The sequence below is a fragment of the Rhodococcus sp. NPDC057014 genome (assembly GCF_042673295.1).
Lineage (GTDB): Bacteria > Actinomycetota > Actinomycetes > Mycobacteriales > Mycobacteriaceae > Rhodococcus_F.
On record NZ_JBHUSF010000007.1, the window covers coordinates 34,521 to 51,898 of the forward strand.

Sequence of the window (17,378 nt, forward strand, 5' to 3'; positions counted from 1 at the left end):
AGACGGGTCGGCTTAGGGTGGACGGGTGAGCACACTCGACCTCCACGCCGATCCCATCGACCTCACCGCCGCGCTGGTGGACATCCCCAGCGTCTCCCACGACGAGTCGGCGATCGCCGCCGCCGTCGAGTCGGCGCTGCGGGAGCAGACCACCGGTTTCGAGATCATCCGCAACGGCAACGCGGTGCTCGCCCGCACCGATCGGGGACTCCCGAGCCGGGTGATGCTCGCCGGGCATCTCGACACCGTGCCGATCGCGGACAACGTGCCGTCCCGGCGTGAGGGCGACCTGCTGCACGGGTGCGGAACGGTCGACATGAAGTCGGGCGACGCGGTGTTCCTGCATCTCGCCGCCACCGTGGAGAACCTCGGGCACGACCTGACGCTGGTGTTCTACGACTGCGAGGAGATCGCGGCCGTCCACAACGGGCTCGGACGGATCGAACGTGAGATCCCGGAGTGGTTGCGCGCGGACGTCGCCATCCTGGGCGAGCCGACGGGTGGGCTCATCGAGGCGGGCTGCCAGGGCACGCTGCGGGTGACGCTGACCACCCGCGGCACCCGCGCGCACTCCGCGAGATCGTGGCTCGGCGACAACGCGATCCACCGGTTCGCCCCGGTCCTGCAGCGGCTGTCCGACTACACCGCGCGGTCGGTGGACATCGACGGCTGCGTGTACCGGGAGGGCCTGTCCGCCGTGCGGATCGCCGGCGGTGTCGCGGGCAACGTGGTCCCGGACGCCGCGGAGATGGACGTGAACTTCCGCTTCGCGCCCGACCGCAGCGCCGAGCAGGCCATCGACCACGTGCGGGAGGTCTTCGACGGCCTCGAGCTGGGTTTCGAGGTCACGGACCTGTCGCCGGGTGCCCTGCCGGGGTTGAGCGATCCGGCGGCTGCGGCCCTGATCGCGGCAGCAGGTGGCGAGTTCCGCGCCAAGTACGGGTGGACCGACGTGTCCCGGTTCTCCGCGCTCGGCATCCCCGCCGTCAACTACGGTCCCGGCGATCCGAACCTCGCCCACAAGCGGGACGAGCACGTCCCCGTCCAGCAGATCACCGACGTGACGACCGTGCTCCGCGCCTATCTGAGCACTCCGTGACTGCCCGCTGCCCCGAGCGGGCCACCCGCTAGCCTGGGGCGCATGGCACCCGAGAAGAACACTCACGGACGGAAGTCCTCGTCCGTGAAGCACCGGGGTCCGGTGCAGTTGAGGCGCGCCCGTAAGGACGATACGACCACACTCGACGAGCGGTTGCTCGACGAGAGGGGCTCGACCGACTGGGTGCACACCGACCCCTGGCGGGTCCTGCGGATCCAGAGCGAGTTCATCGAAGGTTTCGGTGCCCTGGCCGAGGTGCCGCGGGCGGTCACCGTCTTCGGTTCCGCTCGCACACCGGACGGCCACCCGGAATACGAGGCGGGGCGGGCGCTGGGTGCGAGCCTGGCCGAGGCCGGCTACGCCGTCATGACCGGCGGCGGCCCGGGTGTCATGGAGGCGGCCAACCGCGGCGCCAGCGAATCGGGTGGATACTCCATCGGCCTCGGTATCGAGCTGCCGTTCGAGGAGGGCCTCAACGAATGGGTCGACCTGGGTATCAACTTCCGCTACTTCTTCGCGCGCAAGACGATGTTCGTGAAGTACTCGCAGGCGTTCATCTGCCTGCCCGGCGGGTTCGGGACGCTCGACGAACTGTTCGAGGCGCTGACTCTGGTGCAGACGCGCAAGGTCACGAGGTTCCCGATCGTCCTCTTCGGCTCCGAGTACTGGTCCGGGCTCGTGGAGTGGTTACGGGGAACTCTCCAGCACGGCGGCAAGATCTCGGAAGGTGACGTCAACCTCCTGCACGTCACGGACAGTGTCGAGGAAGCGGTGCAGATCGTCGTACGATCGCAGCAGGGTGTCGACGAGGCTGCCCTGCTCGGAACGGAGGACCAGTGGTGAGGTCGGAAACCGTTCCGTCGCAGCCGTTCTCGGTATGCGTGTACTGCGCCTCGGGTCCCGTGGGCGACCACTTCCTGGAACTCGCTGCCCAGGTGGGCACCGAAATCGGAAAGCGCGGTTGGCAACTCGTGTCCGGCGGTGGCAACGTCTCGATGATGGGGGCGGTGGCCGAGGCTGCCCGCGCCGCCGGGGCGATCACCGTCGGGGTCATCCCGAAAGCCCTGGTGCACAGGGAAGTCGCCGACGTCGACGCGGACGAGCTCGTCGTCACCGACACCATGCGCCAGCGCAAGCAGGTCATGGAGGACCGGGCCGACGCCTTCGTCACGCTGCCCGGCGGTATCGGCACGCTCGAGGAGCTGTTCGAAACCTGGACTGCGGGTTATCTCGGCATGCACGAGAAGCCGGTCGTCCTGCTCGATCCGCACGGCCACTACACGGGCCTGCTGGACTGGATCGACGGTCTGCGCGGCGGCGGCTTCGTGGCGCAGCGCGCCCTCGACAGGCTGCTCGTCCGGACCGACGTCGGGGAGGCGCTGGACGCCTGCCTCTCCTGAGGGGGCGCCCGATCGCCGTCGTGGCGCACGTTGTTACCGTGCAGTAAGGTGACCTGGTTCATACTGCTGGCTCGAGGGGATGTCATGCGTTCTGAAGCACGTTCGACAATCGGTGTGGTCGATCTGGCCAGGCGGTTGCCTGCCCTGATCCCGGAGCTGCCGACCATGGCGAAGGGAGTCCTCGGCCTCATCCGGACCCCCGACGCGAAGGAGTCGATCGGCCTGGTCTTCCAGCGCGCCGCCGCCGCGCACCCGCGCCGCACGTTCCTGCGGTTCGAGGGCGACTCCCTGAGTTACCGGAACGCCAACATCCGCGTGAACCGCTACGCCCACGTGCTCACCGACCTCGGCGTGTCGCGCGGGGACGTCGTCGGGATCCTCGGCAAGAACGCCCCCGAGACACTGCTCATCGCACTCGCCGCCGTCAAGCTCGGCGCCACCGCCGGGATGCTGAACCACAATCAGCGCGGAGACGTGCTCGCGCACAGCATCTCGCTGCTCGACAGTCGCGTCCTCGTGGTGTCCGAGGCGTGCGGCGAGGCCGTGGACTCGCTCGGCGAACCGCCCGCCGTTGCCTCCGTGGTGTATTTCGACGACCTCGACCGGCTCGCCGAGAAGGCCGGCGACGGCAACCCCGAGGTGTGCGAACAGATCCAGGCCCGGGAGAAGGCCTTCTACATCTTCACTTCCGGCACCACCGGACTGCCGAAGGCCAGCCTGATGAGTCACTTCCGCTGGCTCAAGAGCATGTCCGGACTCGGCAACATGGGAGTCCGGCTGCGCGGCAGCGACGTCCTCTACTGCTGCCTGCCGCTCTACCACAACAACGCGCTGACAGTGTCGCTGTCGTCGGTGCTGGGGTCGGGGGCGACGCTCGCGCTGGGCAAGCAGTTCTCGGCGTCCAAGTTCTGGGACGACGTCGCGCTGAACCGGGCCACCGCGTTCACCTACATCGGTGAACTGTGCCGGTATCTGCTGAACCAGCCCGAGAAGCCGGGCGACCGCGACAACGCCATCCGGCTGATGGTCGGCAACGGGCTCCGTCCGGAGATCTGGTCCGAGTTCACCACCCGGTTCGGCATTTCCCGGGTCGCCGAGTTCTATGGCGCCAGCGAATGCAACATCGCGTTCGTCAACGCCCTCAACGTCGACCGGACCGCAGGCATCTGCCCGCTCCCGCACGCCGTGGTCGAGTACGACGAGGACAGCGGATCCCCCCGACGGCACTCCGACGGCACACTGCGCAAGGTCCGCACCGGCGAGGTCGGTCTGCTGCTGTCGAAGGTGACGGACCGGGCGCCGTTCGACGGCTACACCGACGAGGACGCCACGAACAAGAAACTCGTCCGCGACGCCTTCGACGACGGCGACTGCTGGTTCGACACCGGAGACTTGGTGCGCCGCCAGGGCTGGTCGCACGTCGCGTTCGTCGACCGGCTCGGCGACACGTTCCGCTGGAAGGGCGAGAACGTCGCGACCACCGAGGTCGAGGGCGCGCTTCTCGCGCATCCCGCGGTCGAGCACGCCGTCGTGTACGGCGTCGAGATTCCCGGCACCGACGGTCGCGCCGGAATGGCCGCGGTGACGCTGCACGAGAACCAGGACTTCGACGGTTCCGACGTGGCGGAGTTGCTGTTCCAGCGGCTGCCGTCGTACGCGGTGCCGCTGTTCGTCCGCGTCGTCGACTCGCTGGAGCAGACGTCGACGTTCAAGAGTCGCAAGGTGGAACTCCGCAAGGAGGGCTACGACGTCGAGGACACCGACACGCTGCACGTGCTGTCCGGCCGCAGCGACGGCTACCAGCGTGCATACGACGGGTACGTCGAGGAAGTGGCGAAGGGTGCGCTGCCGCGCCCGTGAGTACTTGTTAACCGCCCGCCGTTAACAAGTACTCACGGGTGGTTTCGATTTCGCTGCGTGCCAATATTGGTGGCATGGCCGAGACAGACGCACCGCCCGCGCCCGACCGTCCGTCACCCACGCTGTGCGGGCGGCCCGTGGCGGTCGACCGTGCGCTGGTGATGGCCATCGTCAACCGGACACCCGATTCGTTCTACGACCGCGGGGCCACGTTCACCGACTCCGCGGCGATGTCGGCGGTCGAACGTGCCGTGGACGAGGGCGCCGACCTCGTCGACATCGGCGGCGTGAAGGCCGGTCCCGGCGACGTGGTCGACTCGGCGGAGGAGACCCGGCGGGTGGTGCCGTTCGTCGCCGCGATCCGCGGACGCTATCCGGAATTGCTCATCAGCGTCGACACCTGGCGCAGTGACGTGGCGCGGCTGGCGGTCGCCGAGGGTGCCGACCTGATCAACGACACGTGGGCCGGCGCCGACCCGGCGCTGGTCGAGGTGGCCGCGGAGACGGGTGCCGGCATCGTCTGTTCGCACACCGGGGGAGCGGTGCCACGGACGCGGCCGTTCCGCGTCCGCTACTCCGACGTCGTCGCGGACGTCCTCGGGGAAGTGGTGTCGGCCGCCGAGAATGCGGCCCGGCTGGGCGTGCCCGCCGACTCGATCCTCATCGATCCCACCCACGATTTCGGGAAAAACACCTATCACGGGCTCGAGTTGTTGCGGCGAGTGGAAGATCTTGTAAATACGGGGTGGCCTGTGCTCATGGCGCTGAGCAACAAGGACTTCGTCGGGGAGACTCTAGGGGTAGATCTCGTCGAGCGGTTGGAGGGAACATTGGCAGCGACAGCGATGGCCGCCGCAGGAGGCGCCCGAGTCTTCCGTGTCCACGAAGTTGCCCCCACGCGTCGAGTGGTGGACATGGTGGCCGCGATTCAGGGCCGACGCGCCCCGGCCCGCACCGTGCGGGGGCTGGCATGAGTGCCGTGGGGGCCCGGGCGGCCCGCACGATGGTGGCGGAGGAGCGAACCCCTCGCAGCTGGGCCGAGGCGAACAGCTGGGATCAGCCGTCGTGGAGCATCGCCGAACTCGAACGGGCCAAGGCGGGGCGCACCGTGTCGGTGGTCCTGCCCGCGCTCAACGAGGAGGAGACCGTCGCCGCGGTGGTGGACACGATCCATCCGCTGCTGGGTGGTCTGGTGGACGAGTTGATCGTGCTCGATTCCGGATCGACGGACCTGACGGCGGAACGCGCACGCGCCGCAGGCGCCACCGTGATCAGCCGGGAGGAGGCGGTGCCCGCCTTCCCGCCCGTCGCCGGCAAGGGGGAGGTGTTGTGGCGCTCCGTCGCCGCGAGCACCGGCGATCTCATCGCCTTCGTCGACTCGGATCTCATCAACCCGGATCCGGCATTCGTCCCGAAACTGCTCGGACCGTTGCTGACGGCCGACGGCATCCATCTCGTGAAGGGCTACTACCGGCGTCCGCTCCGGCTCAGCGGGACGGAAGACGCCAACGGCGGCGGCCGGGTGACCGAACTCGTGGCCCGCCCGATGCTGGCGTCGCTCCGGCCGGAGCTGACGTGCGTGCTGCAGCCGCTGGGCGGCGAGTACGCGGGCACCCGGGAGTTGCTGTCGGCGGTTCCGTTCGCCCCCGGCTACGGCGTCGAGATCGGGCTGCTGCTCGACACGTACGACCGTCTCGGTCTCGGTGCGATCGGCCAGGTCAATCTGGGGGTGCGCAAGCACCGGAACCGTCCGCTGTCCGAACTCGGGGTGATGAGCAGGCAGATCATCGGCACCATGATGCGGCGCTGCGGGGTGCCCGATTCGGGGGCGGGCCTGACCCAGTTCCTGGTGGACGGCGACTCCTTCGTGCCGACGACGACGGACGTCGCGTTGGCCGATCGTCCGCCGATGAACACGGTGTGCCCCTGACCGGGCGCCCCTGACGCGGGAGGCTGTCGGACGTCCGTGACAGGATCGGGGCATGGTGACAGCCCTGCTCTATCTGCTCGTCATGGCGTTCGTCGGCGCGATGCTGTTCCTCGCCGCCAGTGCGGTGTTCGGCCGTTCGGAGGAACTCGCGCCGCTGCCGCCCGGCACCACACTCACGGCCCTGCCCGCCGAGGGCGTGACGGGCGCCGACGTGGAGGCGCTGCGATTCCAGCAGACCCTGCGGGGGTACAAGGCGAGCGAGGTCGACTGGGCGCTGGCCCGGCTGGGTCGCGAAATCGATTCGCTGCGTGAGCAGTTGGCGGCGGTCGACGCCGCGTCCGAAGATCCGGGTGACGCCCGGTGAGCGCCGAGGACAGGGTGCGGTGCGCGTGGGCGGTCGACTCGGACGGGTCCAGCCTGTACCGCGACTACCACGACCTCGAGTGGGGCCGCCCGCTGCACGGCCGCGACGAATTGTACGAACGGCTGTGCCTCGAAGCGTTCCAGTCCGGGCTGTCGTGGATCACGATTCTCCGCAAGCGTGACGCCTTCCGGGCGGCGTTCGCCGGCTTCGATCCGGAGGCGGTCGCGCGGTACACGGAACATGACGTGGAGCGCCTGCTCGGGGACGCGTCGATCGTCCGGAACCGCGCCAAGATCGAGGCGTCGGTGAGCAACGCGCGGGCCCTGCTGGAGTTGTCGGACACCGACCTGGACACGCTGCTGTGGTCGTTCGCCCCGCCGCCGCGCCCGAGCCGCCTCGCCACCCTCGGCGACGTCCCGGCCGTCACACCCGAGTCCACCGCGATGGCGAAGGAATTGAAGCGGCGAGGGTTCAAGTTTGTGGGCCCTACCACCGCTTATGCACTCATGCAGGCCACCGGGATGGTGGACGACCACGTCGTCGGCTGCTGGGTCCCGATCACTGCCTGAAGTACCGGGAACCTGCGTATTCGTGACTCAGGTTCCCGGTACTCGTGTCCATAGGGAAGAATGGATGTCACAAGCCTCGCCGAGTGTTGGCGGGGTGCCAAAATTTGTCGAGGCGCAAGCAGGCAGCGCAGATCTGGAGGGAGCAGAGGATGGCGGCCATGAAGCCCCGGACCGGGGACGGTCCCCTCGAAGCAACCAAAGAGGGACGAGGAATCGTCATGCGGGTTCCGCTCGAGGGTGGTGGACGTCTGGTTGTCGAGCTCACCCCGGAGGAAGCTGCCGCACTCGGTGAAGAGCTCAAGGGCGTCACCAGTTAGTCGAGTGCGGAGAGAACCTCACAGGGCAGGCCCCGTCGCCATTCTCGGTGCGGGGCCTGTTCCGTGTCCGGAACAGGGAGGCGAACGTTCGTGCTGTCCGATGTGACCGACCTGCTGGCCTGCCCGCAGTGCCGGTCGCCCGTGGAACTCGACGAAGGCGCGATCCTGTGCGACGCAGGGCACACCTTCGACGTGGCGCGTCAGGGCTACGTCACCCTGATGACCGGGGCAGGCGGCAAGTTCGACGGCGACAGCCCCGAAATGATCGCCGCACGTGCGGACTTCCTCGGTGGCGGCAGCTTCGACCGGCTGATGGATGCCGTGGCGGACGCGGTGGTGGCGGGCACCGGGGCCGGCGACGATCCCCGGATCCTCGAGATCGGCGCGGGCACAGGCCACTACCTGGCGCGCGTCCTCGACGCCGCCCCGACCGGCCGGGGAATCGGGCTGGACGTGTCCAAGTACGCGGCCCGTCGCATCGCCAGGGCCCACCCGCGTGCCGGGGCGGTGGTTGCCGACGTGTGGCAACACCTTCCGGTGCGCGACCACGTCCTCAGCCACGTCCTGTGCGTGTTCGCGCCCCGCAACGCCGACGAGGCGCACCGGGTGCTGGCCGAGCACGGCTCCCTCGTGGTCCTCACGCCCACGGAGCGGCACCTGGGGGAACTCGTGGACCTGCTCGGCATGGTCCGGGTCGACGACCGTAAGGTCGAGCGGCTCGGGGCCGCCGTGTCCGGGCGGTTCGAGCGCACCGGCCATGTGGCGGTGGAGTACCCGATGTCGTTGTCGCATCTCGACGTGACCCGCCTGGTGGGGATGGGGCCGTCGGCGCGGCACCTGACACCCGAGCGGCTCGCATCCTCGATCGCGGCGCTGCCGCAGGACTATCCGGTGACGGCGTCGGTGACGGTGTCCACCTACACCCGGCTCTGAGCTCCGTCAGCGGCGCGCCAGCGCGTCCTGGTAGACGTCGAGGGTCTGCTGCGCGATGGCCGCCCAGGAGAACTCGGCGATCGCCCGCGCCCGCCCGGCCTTGCCCATGGCCTCGGCGGTGCCGACATCGGAGGCGATCGCGTTGACCGACTCGGCCAGCGCCTGCTCGAACGCTTCCGGCTCGTACGAGTTGTAGTGCACCAGACGGCCGGTGACCCCGTCCTCCACCACCTCCGGGATGCCGCCGACGTCGGACGCCACGACCGCGGTCTCGCAGGCCATGGCCTCGAGGTTCACGATCCCCAGCGGCTCGTACACGGACGGGCACACGAAGACGGTTGCGGCCGAGAGGATTTCCCGCACCTGTTCGGTGGGGAGCATCTCGCGCACCCAGAACACGTTGCCGCGGTGCGCCGCGAGGGCGGCGACGGCCTGCTCGGTCTCGGCGGCGATCTCCGGGGTGTCGGGGGCGCCCGCGCACAGCACCAACTGGATCTCGGGCGCGAAGTGGTGTGCCGCGGCGATCAGATGACCGACGCCCTTCTGCCGCGTGATGCGGCCGACGAACGCCACCATCGGCTGATCCGGGTCGACGCCGATCTTCGCCAGCGCGGACTGCCCCGGGCCTGCCGGTCCCGCGTGCCAGACGGACGTGTCGATCCCGTTGCGCACCACGTGGACCCGGTGCGGGTCGACGAACGGGTACGCGTCGAGGACGTCGAGTCGCATGCCGGCGCTCACGGCGATCACCGCGTCCGCGTGCTCCACCGCGTTGCGCTCGGACCACGACGAGATGCGGTAGCCGCCGCCCAGCTGCTCCGCCTTCCAGGGCCTGCGCGGCTCGAGGGAGTGGGCGGTGAGGATGTGCGGCACGTCGTACAGCGCGGATGCCAGATGGCCGGCGAGGCCGGTGTACCAGGTGTGCGAGTGCACGACGTCGGCGCCCGTCGCGGCGTCCGCCATGCGCAGTTCGGCGGACAGCGTCGCGAGCGCCGGATTGGCCCCGGCCAGCGCGGGATCGGGGGTGTGCACGACCGCCCCGACGCGCGGAGCACCCATACAATGCACGTCCACCTCGCACAGCTGCTTCAACTGAGCAACCAGTTCGGTGACGTGTACACCCGCACCGCCATAGATCTCCGGTGGGTATTCCTTCGTCATCATCGCCACCCGCACCGGCCTAACGTAACCGCCCGGGCCGCTTCGGGCCACCGCTCTCGGACACATTCGGGTATCGGAGAAATTGTGAGTCGGCGCTTCGCTGGCGGGGGGAGTGGCCGCCCGATAGGTTGACAGGGTGAGGAGCCAGCCACATGTGCTTGGAATCGTGCTCGCCGGCGGCGAGGGCAAACGTCTCTATCCGCTCACCGCGGATCGGGCGAAGCCCGCTGTGCCTTTCGGAGGCGCCTATCGGTTGATCGATTTCGTGCTCAGCAATTTGGTCAATGCGGGATACCTCCGCCTGTGTGTTCTGACGCAGTACAAGTCGCACTCGTTGGACCGCCACATCTCTCAGACGTGGCGACTGTCCGGGTTCGCGGGTGAATACATCACTCCCGTTCCCGCGCAGCAACGTCTGGGCCCGCGCTGGTACACCGGCAGTGCGGACGCGATCCTGCAGTCGCTGAACCTCGTCTACGACGAGGACCCCGAGTACATCGTCGTGTTCGGTGCCGACCACGTGTACCGCATGGACCCCGAGCAGATGGTGCAGCACCACATCGAGTCGGGCGCCGGAGTGACGGTGGCCGGGATCCGGGTGCCGCGCAGCGAGGCGTTCGCGTTCGGCTGCATCGACAGCGACGAGTCGGGCCGCATCGTGCAGTTCCTCGAAAAGCCGGCGCATCCGCCGGGAACCCCGGACGACCCCAACATGACGTTCGCGTCGATGGGTAACTACGTGTTCACCACCAAGGTGCTCGTCGACGCCATCCGGGCCGACTCCGAGAACTCCGATTCCGACCACGACATGGGCGGCGACATCATCCCCGCGCTCGTCGAGGCGGGCGAGGCGTCCGTGTACGACTTCAAGGACAACGTCGTCCCCGGTGCCACCGACCGCGACCGGGGCTACTGGCGGGACGTGGGAACACTCGACGCGTTCTACGACGCCCACATGGACCTCGTGTCGGTCCACCCCATCTTCAACCTCTACAACCGGCGCTGGCCGATCCGCGGCGAGACGGAGAACCTGGCGCCCGCCAAGTTCGTGCAGGGCGGCCTCGCGCAGGAGTCCGTGGTCGGGGCCGGCTGCATCCTGTCGGCGGCCACGGTGCGAAACTCGGTGCTCAGCTCCAACGTGATGGTCGACAGCGGCGCGACCGTGGAGGGCAGCGTCCTCATGCCGGGTGTGCGCATCGGCAAGGGCGCCGTCGTGCGCCGCGCGATCCTCGACAAGAACGTCGTCGTCGGCGACGGGGAGATCATCGGCGTCGACCTCGAGCGCGACAAGCAGCGCTTCGCCGTCAGCAACGGCGGAGTCGTCGCCATCGGCAAGGGCGTCTGGATCTGACGGACGCGGCCCCTCAGAGCTTGGATGCGCAGAGCAGGCCGTCGCCGATCGGCAGCAACACCCGGATCAGCTTGTCGTCCTCGGCGAGCGCCTTCGCGGCCTCGCGGACGGCGACGGTCGCGGCGTCCCGCTGGCTCGGGTCGACGACCCGGCCCCCGTGCAGGGCGTTGTGCAGGACGATCGCCCCGCCCGGGCGCAGCAGCCGAACCCCTTCGCGGACGTAGTGCGGGTGGTCGACCGGTGCACTGTCGACGAACACCAGGTCGTAAGCGCCGTCGGCGAGTCGCGGCAGGACGTCGAGCGCCCGGCCGTTGATCAGCCTCGTCCGGGCGGGTGCGATGTCGTTGGTCCGGAACGACAGCTTGGCGGCTCGCTGGTGCTCGGGTTCACTGTCGATGGTGGTGAGGACGCCGTCCTCGCGCATGCCCCGGAGCAGCCACAGGCTGCTCACACCCGCGCCGGTGCCGACCTCGACGACCGTCTTGGCGTCCAGCATGCGGGCAAACAGGGCGAGAGCAGCACCGACCGCGGGAGGTACTGGTTCGGCACCGAGGTCGTCCGCCCGCTCCCTGGCCGCACCGAGGGCCTCGTCTTCACGGACAGCCCCTTCTGCGTGGGTGAGTATCCGTTCGGCGTTTGTCTGCACGCACATGAGGCTATCGGGGTCTCGTCATCGCCGCTGCGAGGCGCGCTCGACAACAATGCCGTGACCCGGCCGGTCGCGATTCTCAGGAATACCTCAGCTTGCTCACACCACACACATATCGGGGTGGGAAAGAGTAAGCCCAACGCCAGATCCGAAGACCGCCCGGCGGGGAGATCACGACGACGCAGGAAAAGTCCGAGAGCCCGGGAACAAATCCCGGCTCCCGAGAGTTGACGCCTATAACACGTTCAGTGATCTGCGGTCCTGAGTAGGAGGATCCACTTAACTCGATGAGCAACCACACGATGGCTCCAGACGAGAGAAACACCGACGAGCAGCTGTCGGAGGCCGAGCTGACGGGCACGGCTGTGTTCGACGCCACAGGCGAGAAGTCCGCCATGCCGTCGTGGGACGAACTCGTCCGCGAGCACGGCGACCGAGTCTACCGGCTGGCCTACCGGCTGTCGGGTGACGCGCAGGACGCCGAGGACCTCACCCAGGACACGTTCATCCGGGTGTTCCGATCCCTGTCCGACTACCAGCCCGGCACGTTCGAGGGCTGGTTGCACCGCATCACCACCAACCTCTTCCTCGACATGGTCCGCCGCCGGAACCGCATCCGCATGGAAGCGCTCCCCGAGGACTACGATCGGGTCCCGGCCGACGGGCCGAACCCCGAGGAGATCTACCACGACGCCCGCCTGGACGCAGATCTGCAGGCAGCGCTCGATTCGCTGGCCCCGGAGTTCCGCGCCGCGGTCGTGCTGTGTGACATCGAAGGACTGTCCTACGAGGAGATCGGTGCCACACTGGGTGTGAAGCTCGGGACCGTGCGCAGCCGCATCCACCGCGGCAGGCAGGCTCTGCGCGAGCATCTGGCTGTGAACGGAAAGGTTGACTCCGATCAGATCGGCGTCGGGTAGTTACCAGGAGGGACGAATGACGCAGGGGCGTGTACCTCGCCAGTTTGGCTCCACCGAACATCTGGCGAGTGAGGCGATCGCCGCCTTCGTCGACGGTGAACTCCGCATGTCCGCTTATCTGCGCGCCGCCCACCACCTGTCGATCTGCGCCGAGTGCGCGTTCGAGGTGGACTCCCAGCAGCAGGCACGTCGTGCCCTGCGCCGCAGCGGCGACGTCGCGATGCCCTCGGGCCTGCTGGGACTGCTGAGCCAGATCCCCAGCTGCAACCAGGGCGATCCCGCCGACAAGTCCCCGTTCGACTCCCGCACCCCGGACTCGCCGGTCGGGAGCGAGTACTCGATCACCAGCCGGATCTGGTCCCGGCGCTGGCGCCGTTGAGCGCAGCCGCACCGACGACGGCGGTGTCCGTGTCCGGCGGGGCATCGGTGATACTGGGGCGCGTGACTGACGCACACGAGGGGGACACGACAGCGTGACGGCGGATTACAAGACTCCGGGTTCCGATGCGACGGCTCCCGACGGTCCCGTGGCGGACGAGTCGGGCACGCTGCGTCCGGCGGACGCCCCCCGGCTCGATCCGAGACCCGTCTACCGGCCGCAGATCGATGCGGCGTCCAGCCGCGCGTTCGGCCGACCGGGTGGTGTCACCGGTTCCTTCGCTCCGTCGGACGCCCGGCGTGCGAGCGAACCTTCCATGAAGGTCGGTGCACCCGACCCCGTGCTGGCGGAGGCGTTCGGCCGACCGGACGGCGAGGTCGACACCATCCAGCGCGATCCCCACCGCACGCCCTCCGTCCCGGCAGGCGAGGCGCCGCCGGCGGACCCGTGGCGCGACCCCGCGGCGGGTGTCGAACTCGGCTCCCCGGCGCTGCACGCCACGGAACACTCGCAGCCGCCGGCTCCCGCCCTCAGCGCCCGGGAGGTTCTGTTCGGCGGGAAGGTGGCGCCGAAGGCGCTGGCCGCGCTGGGCGGAATCGCACTCGCGATCGGTCTGGTCGGTGGCCTGCTCGCGGCGGTGATCACCGCCGATCGCAGTTCGCTGACCAGCGACAGCGTCACTCTCGTGCAGGGCGGCGACGAGGACCTCGGGCAGTCGCCCGTCGCGCAGGTCGCGGACGCCGTCCTGCCCTCCGTCGTGTCCATCCAGGTGGCGGTCGGCGACCAGGGCAGTACCGGTTCGGGTGTCGTCATCGACGGCGCCGGGTACATCGTCACCAACAATCACGTCATCTCCGCGGCCGCCACCGCCCCAGACGGCGGCAAGATCCAGGTGATCTTCTCCGACGGAACGAAGGCGGACGCCCAGATCGTCGGTCGCGACATCAAGACCGACCTGGCCGTGCTCAAGGTCTCCGCCGACAATCTGACGGTCGCCGAACTCGGCAGGTCCGGGGACGTGCAGGTCGGGGAGGACGTCGTCGCCGTCGGTTCGCCCCTCGGACTCAGCAAGACCGTCACCCGCGGCATCGTCAGTGCCCTGCACCGCCCGATGCGACTGTCCGGCGAGGGCTCCGACACGAACGCCGTCATCGACGCCGTCCAGACGGACGCCGCCATCAACCACGGCAACTCGGGCGGTGCGCTCGTCGACGACACGGGCCGGGTGATCGGCATCAACACCGCCATGCTCAGCGAATCCGGGGGCTCGGTGGGTCTCGGCTTCGCGATTCCCATCGACGACGTCACCACGGTCGCCCAGACCCTCATCCGGGACGGGCAGATGCATCACCCGGACATCGGCGTCAACGCCCGCACCGTCGTCAACGACAACACCAGCGGCGCCCAGGTGGCCAACGTCCGCTCGGACAGCCCGGCCGCGCGGGCGGGGATCGTCGAGAACGATGTCATCGTCAAGGTCGGCGACCGCACGGTCACCAGTGCCGACGAGTTGGTCGTCGCTGTCAACCTGCAGAAGATCGGTGAGCCCGTCCGGGTTCAGCTGATCCGCGAGAGCCGGCTCGTCGATGTCGACGTGACCCCGGCCTCCGATTGACTCGAGAGGTTGCTGTGAAATCGCTCCGCCACCTGGGCATGCACCCGCACCGCACAGTAGGCTGACCACGTGTTCGGCAACATTGGTTGGGGCGAGTTCATGGTCCTCCTCGTCGCAGCTCTGGTCATCCTGGGACCCGAGCGGCTTCCGGGTGCGATCAGCTGGGTTACGAAGTCACTGAGGCAGGTCCGCGAGTATGCGAGCGGCGCCAGCCAGCAACTCAAGGACGAACTCGGTCCGGAGTTCGAGGATCTCCGCAAACCGCTGGCGGATCTCAATCAGCTCCGCGGAATGACCCCGCGTGCCGTCATCACCAAACACCTTCTCGACGGTGACGATTCGATTCTCACCGGCAACTTCGACAAGCCGAGTTCGGTCTCGTTCGACAAGTCGAACCCGGGAACGAAGGCCGTCAGCGCCGATCCGTCGACGCCCACTGCTCCGCAGAACAAGCCGCTCGCGGCGGGCGAGCGCCCCCCGATCGACCTCGACGCCACGTAGGCCCTTCGGGCTCGTGCGCCGTTGTGGTTGCGGGAACAACCAGAAAGGCGCACGAGCGCGGAGCGCCTAGAGGTGCCGGGTGGTGTCGATTCCCAGCGACATTCCGGCGAGCCCGCGCTTGCGGACGGCCAGCTTGTCGGCGATGTCGCGGAGCGCCGTCGCGGCCGGCGAATCCGGCTGGCCGAGGACGATGGGAACGCCGCCGTCGCCGCCCTCCCGGACAGCCTGCTCGAGCGGTATCTGGCCCAGCAGCGGCACCTTCGCACCCACGGCCTTCGTGAGGCGGTCGGCGACGGCCTGACCGCCACCGGAACCGAAGATGTCCATTCGGCTGCCGTCGGGCATGTCCATCCACGACATGTTCTCGACGACGCCGACGATGCGCTGACGGGTCTGCAGGGCAATGGCGCCGGCGCGCTCGGCCACCTCGGCGGCGGCCTGCTGCGGGGTGGTGACGACCAGGATCTCCGCGCCGGGGATCAGTTGCGCGACGGAGATGGCGACGTCGCCGGTTCCCGGCGGCAGATCGAGCAGCAGGACGTCGAGATCGCCCCAGAAGACGTCGGCGAGGAATTGCTGCAGGGCGCGGTGCAGCATCGGCCCGCGCCACACGACCGGGGTGTTGCCCTGGGTGAACTGGGCGATGGAGATCATCTTCACGTCGTGCGCGACGGGCGGCATGATCATGCGTTCGACCTGCGTGGGCTTGGCGTCGGTGCCGAGCATGCGGGGCACGGAATGGCCGTAGATGTCGGCGTCGAGCACACCCACCGACAGTCCGCGGGCGGCCAGCGCGGCGGCCAGGTTGACCGTGACGCTGGACTTGCCGACGCCACCCTTGCCCGACGCCACCGCGTAGACGCGGGTGAGCGAACCGGGCTGGGCGAACGGGATGACCGGCTCGGCGGAGTCTCCGCGCAGCGACTTGCGGAGTTCGGTGCGCTGCTCGTCGCTCATCACGTCGAGTTCGACGCGGATCGCACCGACGCCGGGGACGTCCGCCACGGCCTTGGTGACACGGTCGCTGATCTCGGTCCGCATCGGACAGCCCGCGGTGGTCAGGTAGATCGCGATGTCGACGCTGTCGTCGGCCGCGATGTCGATGCTCTTGACCATCCCGAGTTCGGTGATCGGTTTCCGGATCTCGGGATCCTGGACGCGCGCCAAGGCGCTACGTACAGCGGACTCGCTCAGGACTGGCATGACTCAATGGTAAGGATGTGCGCTCAGTGGATGCGCGGCAGGTCCGCGGCCGCCGGGATGATTCCGCTGGAGTAGCCGGCGGACCATGCGAGCACGTTCGCCACGTAGGCGGCGGAGTTGTTGTAGCGGTGCACGGCCTTGGCCGCCTGGATCGGATCCTTGACGTTCAATCCGCCGTCGCACAGGTACTTTCCGGTGGTGAGCGCGGAGTCGAAGACGTTCTGCGGGTCGGCGACGCCGTCGCCGTTGCCGTCGCCCGCGTAGCGGTTCCAGGTTTCGGGCAGGAACTGGGTGGGGCCGACCGCGCGGTCGTAGTTGGCGTCGCCGTCCAGCTTGCCGCCGTCGGTGTCGCGGATGACGGCGTTGCCGCCGAGGCTGCCGTCGAGGACCGGGCCGAGGACGGGCTTGAGCATGTTGCCCTTGTCGTCGGTCTTGCCGTCGTAGGCGTGGGTGGACTCGACTCGGCCGATTCCGGCGATGAGCGTCCAGTACATGCCGCAACCCGGCTGCTCGACCGCGAGAATGCGTTCGGCGTTCTGGTAGGCCGCGACGTTGACGGCGGGGATGCCGAGTGCGCCCTGCGCGATGCTCGCCGGGAGCGGCGGCGTGGCCTGGACGGGTGCGAGTGCCGGCGGCGCGGGCGCTGCCTCGACCGCGGGTGTGGACTCGGCGGCGGTCTCCGCGACCGGGGTGACGGCTTCTGCGGCCTCGGGTGCGGTGTCGGTCGCCTCCTGGGCGACGTCGGCGACCTCCGACGAGGAACTCGTGGACAGGAACGGGACCTTGGGTGCGGCGCCGGCCGTGTTGGCTGCGGTGATCAGTCCGATGGGGACGAGTCCGGTAAGCGCGATGACCGAATTGCGGCGGATATGGGAATCCGTCTTCTTGTTGTGCCGACCCACTCGATTGCCTCCTGCGACCCCCGTCTTGGGGTGTTCCGTTCAACTGACCGGATCGAGGCTACCTGATTCGATATCTTTCCGTTATTCAACCGTGATCAAATGGACTTGTATCGGAGGGTTCCGTTACTCGGAACGCACGTAAGCGAGGGTAACGAACACGGCAAGGTCACGCCAGGACGCAACGGGGGCTGGTGAGAGCGTGTGGGTCGACGGCACACGCACCCG

Annotated in this window: 19 protein-coding genes; 15 read left to right on the forward strand and 4 right to left on the reverse strand. The window is 68.6% G+C overall.

Annotated elements, in window-relative coordinates:
* The first annotated feature begins 25 nt into the window (after nucleotides 1-25).
* The 10 genes from dapE (at nucleotide 26) to ACFTZB_RS02725 (ending at nucleotide 8,472) form a co-directional block, all read left to right on the forward strand.
* Complete coding sequence (gene dapE / locus ACFTZB_RS02680; protein ID WP_378429980.1) at nucleotides 26-1,099, forward strand: succinyl-diaminopimelate desuccinylase; 1,074 nt, start codon at nucleotides 26-28, stop codon at nucleotides 1,097-1,099.
* A gap of 42 nt (nucleotides 1,100-1,141) precedes the next feature.
* Nucleotides 1,142-1,942 carry a TIGR00730 family Rossman fold protein gene (locus ACFTZB_RS02685; protein WP_124392210.1) on the forward strand — a complete coding sequence of 267 codons (801 nt, stop codon included), beginning with the start codon at nucleotides 1,142-1,144 and terminating at the stop codon, nucleotides 1,940-1,942.
* Nucleotides 1,936-2,499 (forward strand): TIGR00730 family Rossman fold protein, encoded by a 564-nt coding sequence (locus tag ACFTZB_RS02690; protein WP_378429981.1) that lies wholly within the window; start codon nucleotides 1,936-1,938, stop codon nucleotides 2,497-2,499. The genes ACFTZB_RS02685 and ACFTZB_RS02690 overlap by 7 nt, the downstream gene beginning before the upstream one ends.
* Before the next feature lie 84 nt (nucleotides 2,500-2,583).
* Nucleotides 2,584-4,359: a long-chain-acyl-CoA synthetase gene (locus ACFTZB_RS02695; RefSeq protein WP_378429982.1), complete on the forward strand. Its 1,776-nt coding sequence runs from the start codon at nucleotides 2,584-2,586 to the stop codon at nucleotides 4,357-4,359.
* 74 nt (nucleotides 4,360-4,433) lie between these two features.
* A complete protein-coding gene (folP, locus tag ACFTZB_RS02700) occupies nucleotides 4,434-5,333 on the forward strand; it encodes a dihydropteroate synthase (protein WP_378429983.1) in 900 nt (299 codons plus the stop codon).
* Nucleotides 5,330-6,289: a glucosyl-3-phosphoglycerate synthase gene (locus tag ACFTZB_RS02705; RefSeq protein ID WP_011598038.1), complete on the forward strand. Its 960-nt coding sequence runs from the start codon at nucleotides 5,330-5,332 to the stop codon at nucleotides 6,287-6,289. The genes folP and ACFTZB_RS02705 overlap by 4 nt, the downstream gene beginning before the upstream one ends.
* A gap of 52 nt (nucleotides 6,290-6,341) precedes the next feature.
* A complete protein-coding gene (locus ACFTZB_RS02710; RefSeq protein ID WP_378429984.1) occupies nucleotides 6,342-6,653 on the forward strand; it encodes a DivIVA domain-containing protein in 312 nt (103 codons plus the stop codon).
* On the forward strand, nucleotides 6,650-7,222 hold the full coding sequence (locus tag ACFTZB_RS02715) for a DNA-3-methyladenine glycosylase I (protein WP_378429985.1): 573 nt from the start codon (nucleotides 6,650-6,652) through the stop codon (nucleotides 7,220-7,222). Before ACFTZB_RS02710 ends, ACFTZB_RS02715 begins: the two co-directional genes overlap by 4 nt.
* Before the next feature lie 149 nt (nucleotides 7,223-7,371).
* Nucleotides 7,372-7,539, forward strand: a complete 168-nt coding sequence (locus ACFTZB_RS02720; RefSeq protein ID WP_003936084.1) for a DUF3117 domain-containing protein — start codon at nucleotides 7,372-7,374, stop codon at nucleotides 7,537-7,539.
* Between the two features lie 90 nt (nucleotides 7,540-7,629).
* Nucleotides 7,630-8,472 (forward strand): putative RNA methyltransferase, encoded by an 843-nt coding sequence (locus tag ACFTZB_RS02725; RefSeq protein WP_378429986.1) that lies wholly within the window; start codon nucleotides 7,630-7,632, stop codon nucleotides 8,470-8,472.
* A gap of 6 nt (nucleotides 8,473-8,478) precedes the next feature.
* Here ACFTZB_RS02725 and glgA read toward each other — a convergent pair whose 3' ends face one another.
* Nucleotides 8,479-9,648 carry a glycogen synthase gene (gene glgA / locus ACFTZB_RS02730; protein WP_378429987.1) on the reverse strand — a complete coding sequence of 390 codons (1,170 nt, stop codon included), beginning with the start codon at nucleotides 9,646-9,648 and terminating at the stop codon, nucleotides 8,479-8,481.
* Nucleotides 9,649-9,769: 121 nt separating this feature from the next.
* Here glgA and glgC point away from each other — a divergent pair, with 121 nt between their 5' ends.
* Nucleotides 9,770-10,984, forward strand: a complete 1,215-nt coding sequence (glgC, locus tag ACFTZB_RS02735) for a glucose-1-phosphate adenylyltransferase (RefSeq protein WP_015889769.1) — start codon at nucleotides 9,770-9,772, stop codon at nucleotides 10,982-10,984.
* Between the two features lie 13 nt (nucleotides 10,985-10,997).
* Here glgC and ACFTZB_RS02740 read toward each other — a convergent pair whose 3' ends face one another.
* On the reverse strand, nucleotides 10,998-11,636 hold the full coding sequence (locus ACFTZB_RS02740; protein ID WP_072949622.1) for an O-methyltransferase: 639 nt from the start codon (nucleotides 11,634-11,636) through the stop codon (nucleotides 10,998-11,000).
* Between the two features lie 284 nt (nucleotides 11,637-11,920).
* Here ACFTZB_RS02740 and sigE point away from each other — a divergent pair, with 284 nt between their 5' ends.
* From sigE to tatB, 4 genes are all read left to right on the forward strand, one after another.
* Nucleotides 11,921-12,553 carry an RNA polymerase sigma factor SigE gene (gene sigE / locus ACFTZB_RS02745; RefSeq protein WP_378429988.1) on the forward strand — a complete coding sequence of 211 codons (633 nt, stop codon included), beginning with the start codon at nucleotides 11,921-11,923 and terminating at the stop codon, nucleotides 12,551-12,553.
* A 16-nt stretch (nucleotides 12,554-12,569) separates the two neighbouring features.
* Nucleotides 12,570-12,932, forward strand: a complete 363-nt coding sequence (locus ACFTZB_RS02750) for an RNA polymerase subunit sigma-70 (RefSeq protein WP_378429989.1) — start codon at nucleotides 12,570-12,572, stop codon at nucleotides 12,930-12,932.
* Nucleotides 12,933-13,026: 94 nt separating this feature from the next.
* Entirely contained in the window at nucleotides 13,027-14,547 is a 1,521-nt protein-coding gene (locus tag ACFTZB_RS02755) for a trypsin-like peptidase domain-containing protein (RefSeq protein WP_378429990.1), read from the forward strand.
* A 69-nt stretch (nucleotides 14,548-14,616) separates the two neighbouring features.
* Nucleotides 14,617-15,048, forward strand: a complete 432-nt coding sequence (gene tatB / locus ACFTZB_RS02760; protein ID WP_378429991.1) for a Sec-independent protein translocase protein TatB — start codon at nucleotides 14,617-14,619, stop codon at nucleotides 15,046-15,048.
* A gap of 66 nt (nucleotides 15,049-15,114) precedes the next feature.
* On the opposite strand, the gene ACFTZB_RS02765 is transcribed toward tatB, so the two are convergent.
* Both ACFTZB_RS02765 and ACFTZB_RS02770 read right to left on the reverse strand, forming a co-directional pair.
* Nucleotides 15,115-16,251 carry an Mrp/NBP35 family ATP-binding protein gene (locus ACFTZB_RS02765; protein WP_072949613.1) on the reverse strand — a complete coding sequence of 379 codons (1,137 nt, stop codon included), beginning with the start codon at nucleotides 16,249-16,251 and terminating at the stop codon, nucleotides 15,115-15,117.
* 23 nt (nucleotides 16,252-16,274) lie between these two features.
* The gene (locus ACFTZB_RS02770) at nucleotides 16,275-17,153 is read right to left on the reverse strand and encodes a lytic transglycosylase domain-containing protein (protein WP_378429992.1); all 879 of its coding nucleotides are present in this window, start codon (nucleotides 17,151-17,153) and stop codon (nucleotides 16,275-16,277) included.
* Nucleotides 17,154-17,378: the final 225 nt, after the last annotated feature.

Coding starts and splice junctions, on each gene's coding strand:
- ACFTZB_RS02695 (WP_378429982.1), top strand. CDS start 2,584: ATGCGTTCTGAAGCACGTTCGACAATCGGTGTGGTCGATCTGGCCAGG.
- sigE (WP_378429988.1), top strand. CDS start 11,921: ATGAGCAACCACACGATGGCTCCAGACGAGAGAAACACCGACGAGCAG.
- ACFTZB_RS02740 (WP_072949622.1), bottom strand. CDS start 11,636: ATGTGCGTGCAGACAAACGCCGAACGGATACTCACCCACGCAGAAGGG.
- ACFTZB_RS02685 (WP_124392210.1), top strand. CDS start 1,142: ATGGCACCCGAGAAGAACACTCACGGACGGAAGTCCTCGTCCGTGAAG.
- ACFTZB_RS02710 (WP_378429984.1), top strand. CDS start 6,342: ATGGTGACAGCCCTGCTCTATCTGCTCGTCATGGCGTTCGTCGGCGCG.
- ACFTZB_RS02765 (WP_072949613.1), bottom strand. CDS start 16,251: ATGCCAGTCCTGAGCGAGTCCGCTGTACGTAGCGCCTTGGCGCGCGTC.
- ACFTZB_RS02750 (WP_378429989.1), top strand. CDS start 12,570: ATGACGCAGGGGCGTGTACCTCGCCAGTTTGGCTCCACCGAACATCTG.
- folP (WP_378429983.1), top strand. CDS start 4,434: ATGGCCGAGACAGACGCACCGCCCGCGCCCGACCGTCCGTCACCCACG.
- ACFTZB_RS02720 (WP_003936084.1), top strand. CDS start 7,372: ATGGCGGCCATGAAGCCCCGGACCGGGGACGGTCCCCTCGAAGCAACC.
- ACFTZB_RS02705 (WP_011598038.1), top strand. CDS start 5,330: ATGAGTGCCGTGGGGGCCCGGGCGGCCCGCACGATGGTGGCGGAGGAG.